The organism is Pseudomonas sp. NY11955 (assembly GCF_048068035.1).
Lineage (GTDB): Bacteria > Pseudomonadota > Gammaproteobacteria > Pseudomonadales > Pseudomonadaceae > Aquipseudomonas.
Map to the genome: position 1 here is coordinate 86,131 of NZ_JBLUPS010000017.1, position 16,990 is coordinate 103,120.

16 protein-coding genes are annotated in these 16,990 nt (G+C 63.9%); 8 read left to right on the plus strand and 8 right to left on the minus strand.

Translation table 11 applies throughout. The annotated features are described in order from the left end of the window. Positions 1-60 precede the first annotated feature (60 nt). A complete protein-coding gene (locus ACNFBR_RS24890) occupies positions 61-618 on the plus strand; it encodes an NAD(P)H nitroreductase (RefSeq protein ID WP_416737207.1) in 558 nt (185 codons plus the stop codon). A gap of 134 nt (positions 619-752) precedes the next feature. On the opposite strand, the gene ACNFBR_RS24895 is transcribed toward ACNFBR_RS24890, so the two are convergent. The 5 genes from ACNFBR_RS24895 to ACNFBR_RS24915 all read right to left on the minus strand — a co-directional run bounded on the left by ACNFBR_RS24895 (position 753) and on the right by ACNFBR_RS24915 (position 4,479). Beyond that, complete coding sequence (locus ACNFBR_RS24895; protein ID WP_416737208.1) at positions 753-2,093, minus strand: ATP-binding protein; 1,341 nt, start codon at positions 2,091-2,093, stop codon at positions 753-755. A gap of 58 nt (positions 2,094-2,151) precedes the next feature. Next, on the minus strand, positions 2,152-2,568 hold the full coding sequence (locus ACNFBR_RS24900; protein WP_060515583.1) for a Spy/CpxP family protein refolding chaperone: 417 nt from the start codon (positions 2,566-2,568) through the stop codon (positions 2,152-2,154). Positions 2,569-2,728: 160 nt separating this feature from the next. Beyond that, positions 2,729-3,406 carry a response regulator transcription factor gene (locus ACNFBR_RS24905; RefSeq protein ID WP_400736792.1) on the minus strand — a complete coding sequence of 226 codons (678 nt, stop codon included), beginning with the start codon at positions 3,404-3,406 and terminating at the stop codon, positions 2,729-2,731. A 178-nt stretch (positions 3,407-3,584) separates the two neighbouring features. Continuing rightward, positions 3,585-3,884, minus strand: coding sequence for a YciI family protein (locus ACNFBR_RS24910; RefSeq protein ID WP_012273585.1), 300 nt, complete (start codon positions 3,882-3,884; stop codon positions 3,585-3,587). Between the two features lies 1 nt (position 3,885). Then, positions 3,886-4,479, minus strand: coding sequence for a septation protein A (locus ACNFBR_RS24915; protein WP_416737209.1), 594 nt, complete (start codon positions 4,477-4,479; stop codon positions 3,886-3,888). Positions 4,480-4,546: 67 nt separating this feature from the next. On the opposite strand from ACNFBR_RS24915, the gene ACNFBR_RS24920 reads away from it, so the two are divergent. From ACNFBR_RS24920 to ACNFBR_RS24945, 6 genes are all read left to right on the plus strand, one after another. Beyond that, a complete protein-coding gene (locus ACNFBR_RS24920; protein ID WP_416737210.1) occupies positions 4,547-5,407 on the plus strand; it encodes a PHP domain-containing protein in 861 nt (286 codons plus the stop codon). Positions 5,408-5,420: 13 nt separating this feature from the next. Then, positions 5,421-6,050, plus strand: coding sequence for an L-threonylcarbamoyladenylate synthase (locus ACNFBR_RS24925; protein ID WP_416737218.1), 630 nt, complete (start codon positions 5,421-5,423; stop codon positions 6,048-6,050). Between the two features lie 110 nt (positions 6,051-6,160). Next, positions 6,161-6,901 carry a segregation and condensation protein A gene (locus ACNFBR_RS24930; protein ID WP_416737219.1) on the plus strand — a complete coding sequence of 247 codons (741 nt, stop codon included), beginning with the start codon at positions 6,161-6,163 and terminating at the stop codon, positions 6,899-6,901. Continuing rightward, positions 6,888-7,658: an SMC-Scp complex subunit ScpB gene (gene scpB, locus ACNFBR_RS24935; RefSeq protein WP_416737211.1), complete on the plus strand. Its 771-nt coding sequence runs from the start codon at positions 6,888-6,890 to the stop codon at positions 7,656-7,658. Before ACNFBR_RS24930 ends, scpB begins: the two co-directional genes overlap by 14 nt. 170 nt (positions 7,659-7,828) lie before the next feature. Further along, positions 7,829-8,896: a 23S rRNA pseudouridine(2605) synthase RluB gene (rluB, locus tag ACNFBR_RS24940; protein ID WP_416737212.1), complete on the plus strand. Its 1,068-nt coding sequence runs from the start codon at positions 7,829-7,831 to the stop codon at positions 8,894-8,896. A gap of 659 nt (positions 8,897-9,555) precedes the next feature. Next, complete coding sequence (locus tag ACNFBR_RS24945; RefSeq protein ID WP_416737213.1) at positions 9,556-10,974, plus strand: amino acid permease; 1,419 nt, start codon at positions 9,556-9,558, stop codon at positions 10,972-10,974. Between the two features lie 158 nt (positions 10,975-11,132). On the opposite strand, the gene ACNFBR_RS24950 is transcribed toward ACNFBR_RS24945, so the two are convergent. Then, complete coding sequence (locus ACNFBR_RS24950; RefSeq protein ID WP_416737214.1) at positions 11,133-12,017, minus strand: LysR substrate-binding domain-containing protein; 885 nt, start codon at positions 12,015-12,017, stop codon at positions 11,133-11,135. 152 nt (positions 12,018-12,169) lie between these two features. Here ACNFBR_RS24950 and ACNFBR_RS24955 point away from each other — a divergent pair, with 152 nt between their 5' ends. After that, complete coding sequence (locus ACNFBR_RS24955; protein WP_416737215.1) at positions 12,170-15,190, plus strand: FAD-binding and (Fe-S)-binding domain-containing protein; 3,021 nt, start codon at positions 12,170-12,172, stop codon at positions 15,188-15,190. A 127-nt stretch (positions 15,191-15,317) separates the two neighbouring features. Here ACNFBR_RS24955 and ACNFBR_RS24960 read toward each other — a convergent pair whose 3' ends face one another. Beyond that, on the minus strand, positions 15,318-16,514 hold the full coding sequence (locus tag ACNFBR_RS24960; RefSeq protein ID WP_416737216.1) for an MFS transporter: 1,197 nt from the start codon (positions 16,512-16,514) through the stop codon (positions 15,318-15,320). Between the two features lie 90 nt (positions 16,515-16,604). Further along, positions 16,605-16,733: a hypothetical protein gene (locus ACNFBR_RS24965; RefSeq protein WP_016488505.1), complete on the minus strand. Its 129-nt coding sequence runs from the start codon at positions 16,731-16,733 to the stop codon at positions 16,605-16,607. Positions 16,734-16,990: the final 257 nt, after the last annotated feature.

The window sequence follows — 16,990 nt, forward strand, 5'->3', positions numbered from 1 at the left end:
ATGGGTCTGGTGATGTAAACGCTAGAATGGCCGCACATTCAACTGCCAGGAGGGTAGCCGATGGAGGCTCTCGACGCATTGCTCAACCGTGTTTCCGTGCCACGCCTGACTGACCCGGCGCCCAATGCCGCCCAGCGCGAGGCGCTGTTCCAGGCCGCCCTGCGCGCCCCGGACCATGGACAGCTGCGGCCATGGCGCTTCCTGACCATCGAAGGCCAGGGCCGCGAGAAGCTGGGCGAGCTGTTCGCCGAAGCCGTGCAGCACAAAGGCGATGCCAGCCAGGCTGCACTGGACAAGGCCCGCGCCATGCCGCTGCGGGCGCCGTTGCTGATCGTGGTGGTGGCCAAGCTGCAGGACCATTTCAAGGTGCCCAAGTCCGAGCAGCGCCTGGCTGCGGGCTGTGCGGCGCACGGCATCCTGATTGCCGCGCATGCGCAAGGTATCGGTGCGGTGTGGCGTACTGGGGACATGGCGTTTGATGCCCATGTGCACAAGGGCCTGGGGTTGGCCGAGAACGAGGAGCTGATTGGTTACCTGTATGTCGGCACGCCGCTGACCGAGCCGCGCACGGCGCCCATTCTGGAAACGGCTGACTACGTCAGTGTCTGGGGTGAATAACGCTGCCCTGGGCTGATTGTTGTATCAAGGCATCTGGCCTCTTCGCGGGCGGGCCCGCTCCCACAGGTATTGTGCAATATCTGCTGCTGTGGGAGCGGGCGTGCCCGCGAAGAGGCCAGTGGCCTTGAATTCGATCAACTTCCGGTAGCATCCGCTACAGGCAACTCCAGCCGAGCGACAAATCCACCATGGGGATGATTGTCTAGAATCAGGCTCCCGCCATGGCGCTCCGCCGCCTTGCGCGCAATCGCCAGCCCCAGCCCATGCCCCGGCGCTTCCTGCCCTGGGGCCCGGAAGAATGGTTCGCCCAGCTGAGCCAGGTGTTCCGCTGCCGCCCCCGGCCCGTGGTCACGCACGCTGATCACAATTCGCTCCTGCTCACGCACGGCGCTGACTTCGACCGGCTGACCAAGCGGGTTGAAGCGCAGGGCGTTGCGCAGCAGGTTGTCCACGGCGCGCTCGATCAGCGTTGGCCAACCCTGCAAGGTCAACCCCGGCTGTGCCTCAAGGCGCACATCCTGGTCCGGCGCGCTGAGCAGGGCGTCCTTGCGCACGCTGCCGAGCAGGGCGTTGAGGTCGACCGGCTCGGCATGAGCCTGTTCCGCATCCACCCGGGCCAGGGCGAGGATCTCGCTGATCAGGTCTTCCAGGCGGTCGCATTCGCGGGTCAGCCGCGGCCACAGGGTTTGCCGCTGCTCGGGTTCGGCGCGTTCGGCCAAGGCCAGGGCGATGCGCAGCCTGGCCAGCGGCGAGCGAAGCTCGTGAGACACATCGCGCAGCAACTGACGCTGGCTGCCGATGGTGCTTTGCAAGCGTGCGCCCATCTTGTTGAAGTCCTTGGCCAGCACGCCAAACTCGTCGCGCCGCGCTGCCAGGCGTGCCAGGCTGTTCTGCTGATAGGTGGTTTGGCCCAGGTCGTGTACGGCGCTGCGCAGGCGGCTTAACGGGCGGGTGATGGACAGGGTCACCAGCAGGCTGAACAGGGTCAGCACGACCAGGGCAATGCCCAGTGCACTGAGCGGCCACATCAGGCTTTCGCGGTGCCAGGCATCCAGCGCCGGGTGAGGGATGCGGTAGATCAGCAGGTAGGTATCGCCGGTCTCGGGGCTGGTGTATTCCTCGGTCAGCCGGCGCCATGGCAGGCGCCGCTGGTCATTGTGCTGACGCGCCTCGAAGGCCGCCGCACGGCGCGGGAAGGTCCCGGGCACCACGGCCTCGCCGCTGTCGTCGAGCACCTGCACGTCGATCTTGTAGCGGTCTTTGCGCCTTTCCAGAAAGTGCTGCGCCGCATCCAGGCCTTCCTGCTCGTAATGCTTGGCCCACTTGCTGGCCAGGGTATTCAGGCCCGGGTGGCGGCTGAGGATCCAGGCGTCCTGGTTGAGCATGTGGCCCAGCAGGATCGACAGGCCGGCGACCAGGGTGATGGCGAGCCAGAAACTGGCCAGGATGCGCCAGAACAGTGAACGCAAGTGCACCTCCTAAACGGGAAAAGCCCGGCCCGCGGTGACGCGGGCCGGGCATGGGGCGGACAGCTTACTGGGCCTTGGTGCCTTTTTCAGCTTTCCAGGCCTGGAACTCCTGCCACTCGGCTTTCTTGGCGGCACGTTCCTTTTGCAGTTCGTCGAACTTCTTCTGCTGGTCAGGCTTGAGCAGGTTGCGTACCGCGCTGTCGGTCTTGTCGCGGTTGGCCTGCAGTTCGTCCTTCATGGCTTTCTGGTCGGCGGCCGGCAGCTTGGCCAGGTAGCGCTCGGTGATGTCGCGGCGCTGTTGCATCTGCTCGCCCATCAGCTTGCCGATCTGCTGGCGCTGGTCGCGGCTCAGGTCCAGTTGGTGGAAAGGCGCATCACCGCGATGATGCGGGCCGTCGTGACGCGGGCCGCCGTCAGGCATGGCCATGGCCACGGTCGGCAGGGCGGCGGCGAACATCAGAGCGATAAGGGTCTTGCGCATGGTGTCTCTCCTTTCATAGGCCGGTGGTTACCGGATGAGCACAGTCTAGGGAGATCACCGTCAAGCGCAGTCAGGGGATGGTAAAGGCTCGGTAAAGATGATTGGCCCGTGTAGGAGCGGCCTTGCGCCGCGAATGGGACGCGCAGCGGCCCCGGCATCCTCAGAGGCAGTAGTAATAGCCACGGCTACGCAATGCCACGATGCGTGGCCGGCCGTCGGCATGCGGGCCGATCTTCTTGCGCAGGTTGCTGACATGCATGTCCAGGCTGCGGTCGTACAGGGTCAATTTGCGGCCCAGGCCGATCTGCGCCAGTTCCTGTTTGTCCAGCGGCTCGCCTGGCTGGCGCAGCAGGGCTTCGAGGATGCGGCTTTCGGACAGGGTCAGGGTCATTTCGCGGCCATCGATACTGGCCACGCCACGCGCAGGGCTGTAGACCAGGTCACCCAGCTCCACCTGGCTGGTGGTGGCGGTAGGGTGGCTGCGGCGCAGTACCGCGCGCAGGCGGGCGGTGAGCTCACGCGGGTCGCAGGGTTTGGCCAGGTAATCGTCGGCGCCCAGCTCCAGGCCGAGAATGCGGTCCAGCGGTTCGCCCCGGGCCGACAGCATCAGCACCGGCAGCTCGGCATGCTCGCTGCGCAGCTGTTTGAGCAGCTCCAGGCCACTGCCGTCGGGCAACATCACATCCAGCACCACGGCGGCGGGGGCATGCTCGGCCAGGGCCTGGCGTGCGCTCTGACCATCGTGGCAGGCACGCACGGTGAACCCTTCCTGGGTCAGCCAGCTGCCGAGCAGCTCGCACAGTTCCTGGTCATCATCAATCAGTAACAGCTCGCTCATGACTCACTCAATTCAACCATTGACGGCGGCTATCCGGCCCCCCAGTGGCAAAGATCCCCCAGGCTGATGGCAACGGTATTACTGCCAGTCCCGAGCCGCCTTCATCGGGGGCAAGCCCGCTCCTACAAGGTCCCTGTAGGAGCGGGCTTGCCCGCGATGAAGGCGATGCGGTTGCAGATCAAGGCAGTACTTGCTTGAACGGCTTGACCACCACCTTGTCGTACACGCCCGCGGCAATGTACGGGTCGGCATCGGCCCAGGCCTGCGCCGCCGCCAGCGATTCGAACTCGGCAACGATCAGGCTGCCGCTGAAACCTGCTTCGCCCGGGTCGTTGCTGTCGATGGCCGGGTGGGGGCCGGCCAGCACCACGCGGCCTTCGGCCTTGAGCTGCTGCAGGCGTTCGATGTGCGCCGGGCGGGCAGCCAGGCGCTTTTCCAGGGAGTTTGCGACGTCGCTGGCGATAATGGCGTAGAGCATGTCAATCCTTGGGTTTGGAGGTAGAAGGGTCGTCGTGCAGGTGGCGCGACAGGTACAGGCCTTGCGCCACCAGGAAGATCACGGTCATGCCCAGGCTGCCGAACACCTTGAAGTCCACCCAGAAGTCCTGGAAGGTGAAGGCGACGAACAGGTTGGCCGCGCCGCAGAACAGGAAGAAGGCGATCCACGCCAGGTTCAGGCGCGACCAGATGGCGTCCGGCAGGCTCAGGGCGTGGCCCATGATGCGCTTGATCAGCACCCGGTCGCCGATGAAGTGGCTGCCGGCAAAGCCCAGGGCGAACAGCCAGTTGACGACGGGTGCCTTCCACTTGAGGAAGGTTTCGCTGTGGAAGGTCAGGGTCAGGCCGCCGAACACCAGGCAGGCGACTAGCGTCAGCCACTGGCCCTTTTCCAGCTTGCGCTGGCGCAGGAACAGCGCACCGTACACCACCAGCGAGCTGATGATCAGCATGGCCGTGGCGCTGTAGATGCCGCCGAATTCGAAGCTGTGGCCGGCGACTTCCATGGGGCGCGGGTCGAGCTTGTAGACGATGAAGAACAGCAGCAGCGGGATGAAATCGATGAATTGTTTCACAATGGCAGCCAGAATCGGGATGTGACGGCATAATAACAAACATCGATTCCAGCGAAAGCGCTCCTCCATGAATGTTGATCTGCACTGTCACAGCACGGCCTCCGACGGCGCCCTGGCGCCTTCGGTACTGGTTGCCCGGGCCCATGAGCACGGGGTGCAAACGCTGGCACTGACCGACCATGACACTATCGAAGGCCTGCCCGAAGCGCGCCAGGCCTGCGTTGAACGGGGCATGCGCTGGGTCAGCGGGGTGGAGCTGTCGTGCACCTGGGGAGGTGCCACCATCCATGTGCTGGGCTACGACTTCCCGCTCGACGCGCCGCCGTTGCTGGCGGCGATCGAGGCGTTGCACCACGGCCGCTGGCTGCGCGCCGAAGAAATTGACAAACGGTTGGCCGCCAAGGGCATGCCCGGCACGCTTGAAGGCGCGCGCGCCGTGCAACACGAGCTGGGCGACAGCGGCAACGCCCCGGCACGGCCGCATTTTGCCGAGTACCTGGTGCGTGCCGGGCACGTCAAGGACCGTGGCGAAGCGTTTCGCAAGTGGCTGGGTGCCGGCAAGCTGGGCGACGTCAAGCAGCACTGGCCGACCCTCGACGAAACCGTTGCCACGCTAAGGCAGTCCAACGCCTGGGTGAGCCTGGCGCATCCCATGCACTACGACCTGACCCGCAGCAAGCGCAGACGGCTGATTGCCGACTATATTCAGGCAGGTGGGCAGGCGCTTGAAGTGGTCAACGGGATGATGCCTGCCGAGCAAGTGGGCACCATGTCCATACTTACCCGTGAGTTCGGCCTGCTGGCAAGCGCTGGCAGTGACTTCCACGGCCCCGGCACCTGGGGCGAGATCGGTGCCTACCGGCCTTTGCCCGAGGACCTGCCACCTTTGTGGCGTCGATTCAGCCATGAACAGCCTTTGGCGCTATGAACAGGACGACTACGTGAGCCAATTTTTCCAGATTCATCCGGAGAACCCACAGCCACGCCTGATAAAACAGGCCGTCGAGATCATCCGCAAGGGGGGCGTGGTGGTGTATCCGACGGATTCGGCCTATGCGCTGGGTTGCCAGATGGGCGACAAGGCGGCAATCGAACGGGTGCGGCGCCTACGCGGCTTGGACAAAACGCACAACTTCACCCTGATGTGCTGTGACATGTCGCAACTGGGGTTGTACGCCAAGGTCGACACCGGCACCTTCCGTCTGCTCAAGGCCCATGTGCCTGGGCCGTACACGTTCATTCTCAACGGCACGCGCGAAGTGCCGCGCCTGTTGTTGCACGACAAGCGCCGCACCATCGGGCTGCGGGTGCCGGCCCACGCCATCACCCTGGCCTTGCTGGCCGAGTTGGGCGAGCCGCTGATGAGCGTGAGCCTGATCCTGCCGGGTGACAGCGAGCCGATGACCGACCCTTACGAGATCCGCGAGCGCCTGGAGCACCATGTCGACCTGGTGATCGACGGCGGCTTCGGCGACCTCAAGGCGTCGACCATCATCGACCTGTCCGGCGACGAGCCGGAACTGATCCGCGAAGGCTGCGGCGACCCCACGCCGTTCCTGGTCAACGCGTGAGCCAGGTGGAAGCGCCCGAGGCACCGACCGAACAGGTCGACGAGCCTCGGCAACTGCAACTGGCCCTGGTCTACGGCGAAGCCCTGACCGAACTGCCGCTGGACCTGTACATCCCGCCGGACGCCCTCGAAGTCATCCTCGAAGCCTTCGAAGGCCCTCTGGACTTGTTGCTGTACCTGATTCGCAAGCAGAACATCGACATCCTCGACATCCCTGTGGCCGAGATCACCCGGCAGTACATGGGCTATGTGGAGCTGATGAAAAGCGTGCGCCTGGAGTTGGCCGCCGAGTACCTGGTGATGGCCGCCATGCTCGCCGAGATCAAGTCGCGCATGCTGCTGCCGCGCTCCGCCGACGTCGAGGAGGAGGAGGGCGACCCCCGCGCCGAGCTGATCCGCCGCCTGCAGGAGTACGAGTGCTTCAAGGCTGCCGCCGAAGGCATCGATGAGTTGCCGCGGGTGGGGCGCGATGTCGTGGTGCCGCGCCTGGAGGCCCCGCAGGCCAAGGTGCGCAAGCTGTTGCCGCAAGTCAGCCTGGAAGAGCTGTTGGTGTCCATGGCCGAGGTGATGCGCCGCAACGACCTGTTCGAAAGCCACCAGATCACGCGCGAGACCTTGTCTACCCGCGAACGCATGAGCCAGGTACTGGAGCGTCTCAAGGGCGGGGCTTTCGTGCCGTTCGTAGAGCTGTTCGCCGCCGATGAGGGCAAGCTGGGCGTGGTGGTGACCTTCATGGCGATTCTTGAGCTGGTGAAGGAATCGCTGGTCGAACTGGTGCAGAATGAACCTTTCGCCGCCATTCACGTGCGGCTTCGCCCGGCGCTTGTTGAAGAACCTGATGAACCTGAATGAACCTCGCGACCTGGCGTCGCTGATCGAAGCTTTCCTACTGGCTTCGGGCAAGCCGCAATCCCTGGAGCGCCTGTTCGAGCTGTTCGAAGAGGCCGAGCGCCCCGAGCCCAAGGTGTTCAAGCAGGCCCTGGAGGTGCTGGGCAAGTCATGCAGCGGCCGCGCCTTCGAACTCAAGGAAGTGGCCAGCGGCTACCGTTTGCAGATCCGCGAGGATTATGCCCCCTGGGTCGGGCGCCTGTGGGAAGAGCGCCCACAACGCTATTCGCGGGCGTTGCTCGAAACCCTGGCCTTGATCGCCTACCGCCAGCCCATCACCCGTGGCGAGATCGAGGACGTGCGGGGTGTTGCGGTAAACAGCAACATCATCAAGACGATGATGGAGCGCGAGTGGATCCGCGTGGTCGGCTACCGCGAAGTGCCTGGTCGGCCAGCGATGTTCGCGACCACCAAGGCGTTTCTCGATCATTTCAACCTCAAGAGCCTGGATGAGCTGCCGGCATTGGCCGAGTTGCGTGAAATGGAGCCTGAGCCGCTGCTCGACCCGGACGATGCGCCAGTGCCGGCGCACTTGCAGGCGTTGGCGGATGCCAGCCTGGGAGAAGAGGAAGAGGCTGGGGAACCGAAGGAGGAGACCAGCTTCCGTAGCCTGTTGGTGGAGCTGGATGCCATGGAAGAAGGGCTGAAAACCGATTTTGATGATTTGCGCGAGGAAGAGCCTGAAGCCCCGGTGGAGGAAGAGGGCAAGTTGCAGCCGTGATTGCTTCGTTGCCTGTACCGGCCCTCGCCATTAGGCAGAAACTCCTCACAACCCCCGCAAAACCCTCTAACCTCCAGTGCGTTCCCCTGCCGAACCGCGTATGATGCGCGGCCTTTTGGCGCGTTCGTCGCCAGAACCCTGTTTTCATTCCTACACCGGGAGGTGCCCAGATGAGTGAGCAAGACCTGCAAGATAACGAAATCACCCCGCCATCCGGCGAAAAGCTGCAGAAAGTGCTGGCGCGCATTGGCGTGGGTTCGCGCCGTGACGTCGAGGCCTGGATCAGCCAAGGCCGCATCAAGGTCAACGGCGTCGAGGCCACCCTCGGCCAGCGCGTCGACCTGCACGACGCCATCGCTGTGGACGGCAAGCTGATCAAGCGCGAGGAGGCCGCCGAGGCCACCCGCCGGGTGATCATGTACAACAAGCCCGATGGCGAAATCTGCACCCGTGACGACCCGGAAGGCCGCCCGACCGTGTTCGACCGCCTGCCACGGCCAAAAGAAGGCCGCTGGATCAACATCGGCCGCCTCGACATCAACACCACCGGCTTGCTGCTGTTCACCACCGACGGTGAACTGGCCAACCGCCTGATGCACCCGTCCTACGAGATGGACCGCGAGTACGCGGTGCGTGTGCGTGGTGAAGTCGATGACGAGATGATCGAGCGCCTGAAGGCCGGCGTGATGCTGGAAGACGGCCCGGCCAAGTTCACCGACATCCAGAAGGCACCGGGTGGCGAAGGCTTCAACCACTGGTACCACTGCGTGGTGATGGAAGGCCGTAACCGTGAGGTACGTCGCCTGTGGGAATCCCAGGGCATGGTGGTCAGCCGCCTGAAGCGCGTGCGTTTCGGCCCGGTGTTCCTCAACTCCGACCTGCCGATGGGCCGCTGGCGTGAAATGACCCAGGGCGAAATCGACATCCTCGCCGCCGAAGTGGGCCTGCAGCCAGTAGCGCTGCCAGCCATGAAGCTCAAGGCCAAGGACAAAATGGAGCGCCTGCAGCGCAAGTCCACCCGCCCGCTGGGCCGTGGTGAGCGCGTGCGCAACCTGCGCCCGGCCCACGAGGGTGCCGCTGCCGGTGAGCGCCCGGCACGTCAGCCGCGTGAAGAGGCCCCGCGTAAAAACACCCGTGGCAGCACGGTGGCCGAGCGCCCAAGCGAGATGCGCAAGCGCCCAGGCAAGCCTGAAGGTGACAAGCCGGCAGGCCGTGGCCGTGGCAAGCCGCGTGGCTGATAAGCCTATGCAGTCACCAGAAAACCAGCCTTAGGGCTGGTTTTTTTATGCCTGTGAACAGTTGGGGCTGCTGCGATGGACCGCAAAGCGGTCCCAAGATATTGAACAAAAAGAATTTTTCGGACGACTGGCAAGTTCTTGAACCGACCTGTAAAGAAAATTATACAAATGTAGCCGTTTTCAGTCCGCCTTTCAGATCAAGCCCGATCGTGTAAACAATCCTTGCCGACGCTCACAGGCATAAGCTGCCGTACCGGCACCCCCCACCCTTGCCCAAACCCCCGTCCCCACGGTGTTATAGCCGCCATTGCCGTGTGCAAGCGCCCGTCCACAGAGCCGGGCTGACAAAACAACAAATGGAGGCGCCATGTACGCCGATCACTTCGCCTTTCAAGGCCCATACCACAGGATCGCTGCGTTTTTTCCGAATGGAAGTACGCAACGCGTTGACGCCTGCGCGCTTGCAGGGGTATACAGTGCGCCGCGTTTTACCTGTGACCCTCTTGCGTACCGCGCACTCTTGATCACGCCTGGTTGACCCGCCTCGGCGGCACCTGAGGTCAAGAAACCCAAGGTAACCACCTTGCCCATTCCGCTGCGCCACGAGCGCGGTGGGTCCGATTCCGTCACAGATAAAAACAATGCAGGTGACTTCGTTCATGAGTGGACAAAACATGCATTCAGGCGAGCTCAAGCGGGGCCTGAAGAACCGCCATATCCAATTGATCGCCTTGGGTGGTGCAATTGGTACGGGCCTGTTCCTCGGCTCGGCAGGCGTGATGAAATCCGCCGGCCCGTCGATGATCCTTGGCTACGCCATCTGCGGCTTCATCGCCTTCATGATCATGCGCCAGCTTGGCGAAATGATCGTCGAAGAGCCGGTGGCCGGCTCGTTCAGCCACTTCGCCCACACCTACTGGGGTGGTTTCGCCGGCTTCCTGTCGGGCTGGAACTGCTGGGTGCTGTACATCCTGGTGGGCATGTCGGAGCTTTCGGCGGTTGGCAAGTATGTCCACTACTGGTGGCCGGAGATCCCTACCTGGGTCACGGCGGCGGCGTTCTTCGTGCTGATCAACGCCATCAACCTGATGAACGTGAAGTTCTTCGGTGAAGCCGAATTCTGGTTCGCCATCATCAAGGTGGTCGCCATCGTCAGCATGATCGGCCTGGGTGCCTACCTGCTGACCAGCGGCAGCGGCGGCCCTGAAGCCAGCGTGACCAACCTGTGGTCGCATGGCGGCTTCTTCCCGAACGGTGTCAGCGGGCTGGTGATGGCGCTGGCCTTCATCATGTTCTCCTTCGGTGGCCTGGAAATGCTCGGTTTCACCGCCGCCGAGGCCGACAAACCGAAGACTGTGATCCCGAAAGCGATCAACCAGGTCATCTACCGCATCCTGATCTTCTATGTGGGTGCCCTGGTGGTGCTGCTGTCGCTGACCCCGTGGGACAATCTGGTCGCCAGCATCGACGCCTCGGGTGGCAGCTACGGCAGCAGCCCGTTCGTGCAGGTGTTCTCGCTGCTGGGCAGTGACGTGGCTGCCAACCTGCTGAACTTCGTGGTGCTGACTGCGGCGCTGTCGGTCTACAACAGCGGCACCTACTGCAACGCCCGCATGCTGCTGGGCATGGCCGAGCAGGGTGACGCCCCGGCATCCTTGGCCAAGGTCGACAAGCGTGGCGTGCCGGTGCGTTCGATCCTGGTGTCGGCTGCCTTTACCTTCGTTGCCGTGTTGCTGAACTACCTGATGCCGCAAAACGCCCTGGAGCTGCTGATGTCGCTGGTAGTGGCTACCTTGGTAATCAACTGGGCGATGATCAGCTACTCGCACCTGAAGTTCCGTCAACACCTGGACCGTACCGGCCAGAAGCCACTGTTCAAGGCGCTGTGGTACCCGTACGGCAACTACCTGGTGCTGGCTTTCGTGCTGCTGATCCTCGGCATCATGCTGATGATCCCGGGTATTCAGGTTTCGGTGTACGCTATTCCGTTCTGGTTGTTCGGGATGTTCGTGATCTACATGGTCAAGCCGCGTCGCCGGGTGAATGCCGGTGGTGCTGCGGGTACCGTCACCAAGTAGTGCACTACAGGTGATCAGAAAAACCCGAAGTCGGGGGACTGGCTTCGGGTTTTTTGTTTTTTGTGCCGGCCTCTTCGCAGCGCAAGGCTGCTCCTACAGACGAACGCCAATCCGTTTGTAGGAGCAGCCTTGTGCTGCGAAAGGGCCGACACAAGTCTTCAGATCTGTTCCAGCAGCCAGCCTCGAAATGCCCGCAGCGATGGCAATGCCTCATTGCGCGGCGGGTAGATCAGGTAATAACTGCGCTGACTGGCAAACGCCTCCCCCGGGCTGTACAGCTCACCCTTGGCCAACTCTTCCTCCACCAGAATGCGCGGCACCAGGCCGATACCGATCCCGGCCCGCACTGCCTGGATCAGGTGCGAGGTCAGTTCGAAACTCGGTCCCAGGCGCATGGCACGGTGCGGCAGTGCGTGGTGCGAGAACCACTCACCCCAGGCATGCGGGTTGTTGGCCACATTCAACAACACCTCTTCACTGATCCGCGCTGGGCTCCAGCCCTGGCTGTCGGCGCCGGCCTCTGGCGGCAGAATGACCACCAGTTCCTCGGCATGCAGGCGATGGCAGATCAGCCCCGGCAGGTCGTGGCTGGCCACGCCGATGGCGGCGTCGATCTCGCTGGTGTCGAAGTTGATGGCTTCGATGCGTGAATGAATGTGTACCAGCATGCCTGGGTGAGCGCTGTAAAACGCATGCAGCCTCGGCAACAGCCATTTCGAGCCGAAGGTGGGCAGGGTGGCCAGGCGCAAGGTACCCACCCCCGACTGGTAGGCCAGCGCCTGCAGGGTGGCGCTGCGGATGCGCCCCAGCGCCTCGCTGAGCTCGCGCTGGTACAGGCGGCCGACATCGGTCAGCAGCACCTGGCGCCCTTCGCGGCGGAACAGGGTCAGGCCCAGCTGCTGCTCCAGTGCCTGCACCTGGCGGCTGACCGCACTCTGGGTCAGCGACAGCTCGGCGGCGGCACGGGTGTAGCTTTCATGCCGTGCGGCGGCCTCGAATGCCAGCAGCAGCGACATGGAGGGGGTCAGGTGGCGGTAATTCATTCATAAAAGTCATCGATAGCGGCAGGATTATCCGTTTGCCCCTGAAGCGAAACTACAGGAACATTGGCCTATACGTCATCCCCGCATGCATCAACCCATGCCGGAGCGACAGGAATCCCGTGAATTAGCCAATATCAAGAGGCCATCCTTCGATGATCGCCCAGCTGTCGACCGTTGCACCGAGCGCCAACTACCCCGAATTTCTCGAAGCCCTGCGCAGCAGTGGCTTCCGCGGCCAGATCAGTGCCGACTACGGCACCCGCACGGTGCTGGCTACCGACAACTCGATCTACCAGCGCTTGCCGCAGGCGGCGGTGTTCCCGCTGGATGCCGACGATGTGGCGCGGGTCGCCGCGCTGATGGGCGAGCCGCGCTTCCAGCAGGTCAAGCTGACCCCGCGCGGCGGTGGCACCGGCACCAACGGCCAGTCGCTGACCGACGGTATCGTCGTCGACTTGTCACGGCACATGAACAACATCCTCGAAATCAACGTCGAGGAGCGCTGGGTGCGGGTGCAGGCTGGTACGGTCAAGGACCAGCTCAATGCTGCGCTCAAGCCGCACGGGCTGTTCTTCGCCCCTGAGCTGTCCACCTCCAACCGCGCCACGGTTGGCGGCATGATCAACACGGATGCCAGTGGCCAGGGCAGCTGCACCTACGGCAAAACCCGTGACCACGTGCTGGAACTGCACAGCGTGCTGCTCGGTGGCGAGCGCCTGCACAGCCTGCCAATCGACGATGCCGCGCTGGAGCAAGCCTGTGCCGCACCCGGCCGGGTCGGCGAGGTGTACCGCATGGCCCGGGACATTCAGGAAACCCAGGGCGAACTGATCGAAACCACGTTCCCCAAGCTCAACCGTTGCCTGACTGGCTACGATCTCGCGCACCTGCGCGACGAGCAGGGGCGCTTCAACCTCAACAGTGTGCTGTGTGGCGCCGAGGGCTCGCTGGGCTACGTGGTCGAAGCCAAGCTCAACGTGTTGCCGATTCCCAAGTACGCGGTGTTGGTCAACGTACGCTACACCAGCTTCATGGACGCCCTGCGCGATGCCAATGCGCTGATGGCGCACAAGCCGCTGTCGATCGAGACGGTCGATTCCAAGGTGCTGATGCTGGCGATGAAAGACATCGTCTGGCACAGCGTTGCCGAATACTTCCCGGCCGACCCCGAGCGCCCGACGCTGGGTATCAACCTGGTGGAGTTCTGCGGCGACGAGCCGGCAGAGGTCAACGCCAAGGTGCAGGCGTTCATTCAGCACCTGCAAAGCGATACCGGCGTCGAGCGCCTGGGCCACACCCTGGCGGAGGGGGCCGAGGCAGTTACCCGCGTGTATACCATGCGTAAACGTTCGGTGGGGCTCTTGGGCAACGTAGAAGGCGAGGTGCGCCCGCAGCCATTCGTCGAAGACACCGCGGTGCCGCCAGAGCAGCTGGCCGACTACATCTCCGACTTCCGCGCCTTGCTCGATGGCTATGGCCTGGCCTACGGCATGTTCGGCCACGTCGACGCCGGCGTGCTGCACGTGCGCCCGGCACTGGACATGAAAGACCCGGCCCAGGCCGCGCTGGTCAAGCCGATTTCCGATGCGGTAGCGGCGCTGACCAAAAGCTACGGCGGCCTGCTGTGGGGCGAGCACGGCAAAGGCCTGCGTTCGGAATACGTGCCGGAGTACTTCGGCGAGCTGTACCCGGCGCTGCAGCGCCTGAAGGGCGCGTTCGACCCGCACAACCAGCTCAACCCGGGCAAGATCTGCACCCCGCTGGGCAGCGCCGAGGGCCTGACCCCGGTCGATGGCGTGACCCTGCGCGGCGACCTTGACCGGACCATCGACGAGCGTGTGTGGCAGGACTTCCCCAGCGCGGTGCACTGCAACGGCAACGGTGCCTGCTACAACTACGACCCCAACGACGCCATGTGCCCGTCGTGGAAGGCTACCCGTGAGCGCCAGCATTCGCCCAAGGGCCGCGCCTCGCTGATGCGCGAGTGGCTGCGCCTGCAGGGCGAGGCGAACATCGACGTACTGGCGGCGGCGCGCAACAAGGTGTCGTGGCTCAAGGGCCTGCCGGCGCGCCTGCGCAACAACCGCGCGCGCAACCAGGGCCAGGAAGACTTTTCCCATGAAGTGTACGACGCCATGGCCGGCTGCCTGGCGTGCAAGTCGTGCGCCGGCCAATGCCCGATCAAGGTCAATGTGCCGGACTTCCGCTCACGTTTCCTCGAGCTGTACCACGGCCGCTACCAGCGTCCGCTGCGTGACTACCTGATTGGCTCGCTGGAGTTCACCATTCCGTACCTGGCCCATGCGCCGGGGCTGTACAACGCAGTGATGGGCTCGAAGTGGGTGAGCAAGCTGCTGGCCGACAAGATCGGCATGGTCGACAGCCCACTGATCAGCCGCTTCAACTTCCAGGCCACCCTGACCCGCTGCCGCGTTGGCGTGGCCACGGTGCCGGCCCTGCGCGAACTGACCCCGGCCCAGCGCGAGCGCAGCATCGTGCTAGTACAGGATGCCTTCACCCGTTACTTTGAAACGCCGCTGCTGTCGGCCTTCATCGACCTGGCCCACCGCCTGGGCCACCGGGTGTTCCTGGCGCCGTACAGCGCCAACGGCAAGCCGTTGCACGTGCAGGGCTTCCTGGGCGCGTTTGCCAAGGCGGCGATCCGCAACGCCACCCAGCTCAAGGCCTTGGCCGACTGCGGCGTGCCGCTGGTGGGGCTGGACCCGGCGATGACCCTGGTGTATCGCCAGGAGTACCAGAAGGTGCCAGGCCTGGAAGGCTGCCCTCAGGTGCTGTTGCCGCAGGAGTGGCTGATGGATGTGCTGCCTGAGCAGGCACCGACCGCGCCGGGTAATTTCCGCTTGATGGCGCACTGCACCGAGAAGACCAACGTACCGGCCAGCACCAAGCAGTGGGAGCAGGTGTTCGCTCGCTTGGGGCTGAAGCTGGTGACCGAGGCCACGGGCTGCTGCGGGATGTCCGGTACTTATGGCCACGAAGCGCGCAACCAGGAAACGTCGCGGACCATCTTCGAGCAGAGCTGGGCGACCAAGCTGGACAAGCAAGGCGAACCGCTGGCGACCGGTTACTCGTGCCGTAGCCAGGTCAAGCGCATGACCGAGCGCAAGATGCGTCACCCGTTGGAAGTGGTGCTGCAGTACGCCCAACGCTGACTTTCAACAGATCGCGTAAGCCTGGGTTTACGCGTTCCTTGTAGGAGCAGCCTTGTGCTGCGAAGAGGCCGGTAGAGCGATAGTTAGTCGTTGGCTGCTACGGCCTCTTCGCAGCGCAAGGCTGCTCCTACAGATCCAGTGAGCGCCTTGATGTTGATGCCTGCCTGTACAGGTACAGGCTCAACACCAGCCCACACGCCGCCGCAGCCGCCGCAAACAGAAACATCGAAGCAAACCCGAAGCCAGCCGCCACTGCGCCTACCAGCGGCCCGGTCACCCCCAGCGATAAATCGATGAACAGTGAATACGCCCCCACCGCCGCCCCGCGGTTGGCCGCTGACACCTGGTTCACCGCCTCCACGCCCAACGCCGGGAACACCAGCGAGAAACCAAACCCGCTAAGCGCGGCCCCCGCCAAAGCCAGCTCGGCACTGGGTGCCAGCCACAACATCAACAACCCCAGTGTTTCTACCGACAGGCAGGCAATCGCCACCCGAAACCCGCCAATTCGGTTGATCAGGTTGCCGAACAGCAGCCGCGCGCTGATGAAGCTGGCACCGAACAGGCTCAGGGTCAGTGCGGCATTGGCCCAGCCACGGCTGGCGTAGTACAAGGTGATGAAGGTGGCGATGGTGCCAAAGCCGATCGAGCCCAGGGCCAGCCCCGAGCCATGCGGGAACACCTTGCCCAGTACTCGCAGGAAAGGCAGGCGTACACCGCTGACGATGGGGGCGGCCTGCTTGGGCCAAGCCAGCAGCAGGCCGAGGATGCACAGCAGGATTATGCTGACGCCCATGCTCCACAGCCCCAGGTTCTTGACCATCAGCACGCCCAGCGGAGCGCCGATGGCCAGTGCGCCGTAACTGGCGATGCCGTTCCAGGAGATGACCTTGGCGGTGTTTTCGGCACCCACCCGGCCGATGCCCCAGCCTATCGATCCCGAACCTACCAGGCTTTCGGCGCTGCCCAGTACCAGGCGGCCGACCAGCAGGCAGGCCAGGCTCAGCCAGGGTAGGTGGGTGAGGAAGGCGCAGGCCAGCATGAACACCCCGCTGAGCCCGCAGCCGGCCAGGCCATACATGACCGCCTTCTTGCTGCCGTGGTTGTCGATGATGCGGCTGGAGGTGGGGCGGCTGAGCAGGGTGGCGAGGTATTGCACGCTGATCACCAGGCCGGCGACCACGGCGCTGAAACCCAGGTCGTTGTGCACATAGCCGGGCAGCACGGCCAGGGGAATGCCGATGTTCAGGTAGCCGATGAAGGTGAAGAGGACGATGGAGACGACTTGCAGGGTGACCGCAAGGGGGCGCGGTGAGTCGGGCATGGGGGCCTACATGTGTTCAGGACGGTGTGAAAACGTGATGACGGGGGTAGCCCGCAGGTCAGCCGTTTTCACACAGTCGGGGATGCGCGGTTATTCCTGGTCAGCGCTGGATTGATCGTCACCATCCTGCTCGACGGCGGCTGCCGGTTCGGCGTGAACGGTCACGGATGGCTCTTCTGGGTTCAGGCTTGGGAAGGGAAGATTCGGGATTTCATGCATCTCGTCGTTCCTCGCAAGTGTGAGTGAAAAGTCTGCGCCAGGCGCGTTTGGAGCTTCGCAAAGCTGAGGCAGGATACACAAGTCTGGATGACAGTTTGGATTTTTTACCCGTCGCTTGTCGGTTTTGCGGGCGAACAGCGCACACTGTTCCTACAAAAACCAAGGCCGGTTCGCGCCCCCTCGCCGGGTCCCCCCCCCCCCCCCAGCCGCCCCCCTGGGGGGGGGGGGGGGCGGGCGGGGGGGGGGGGGGGCCCCCT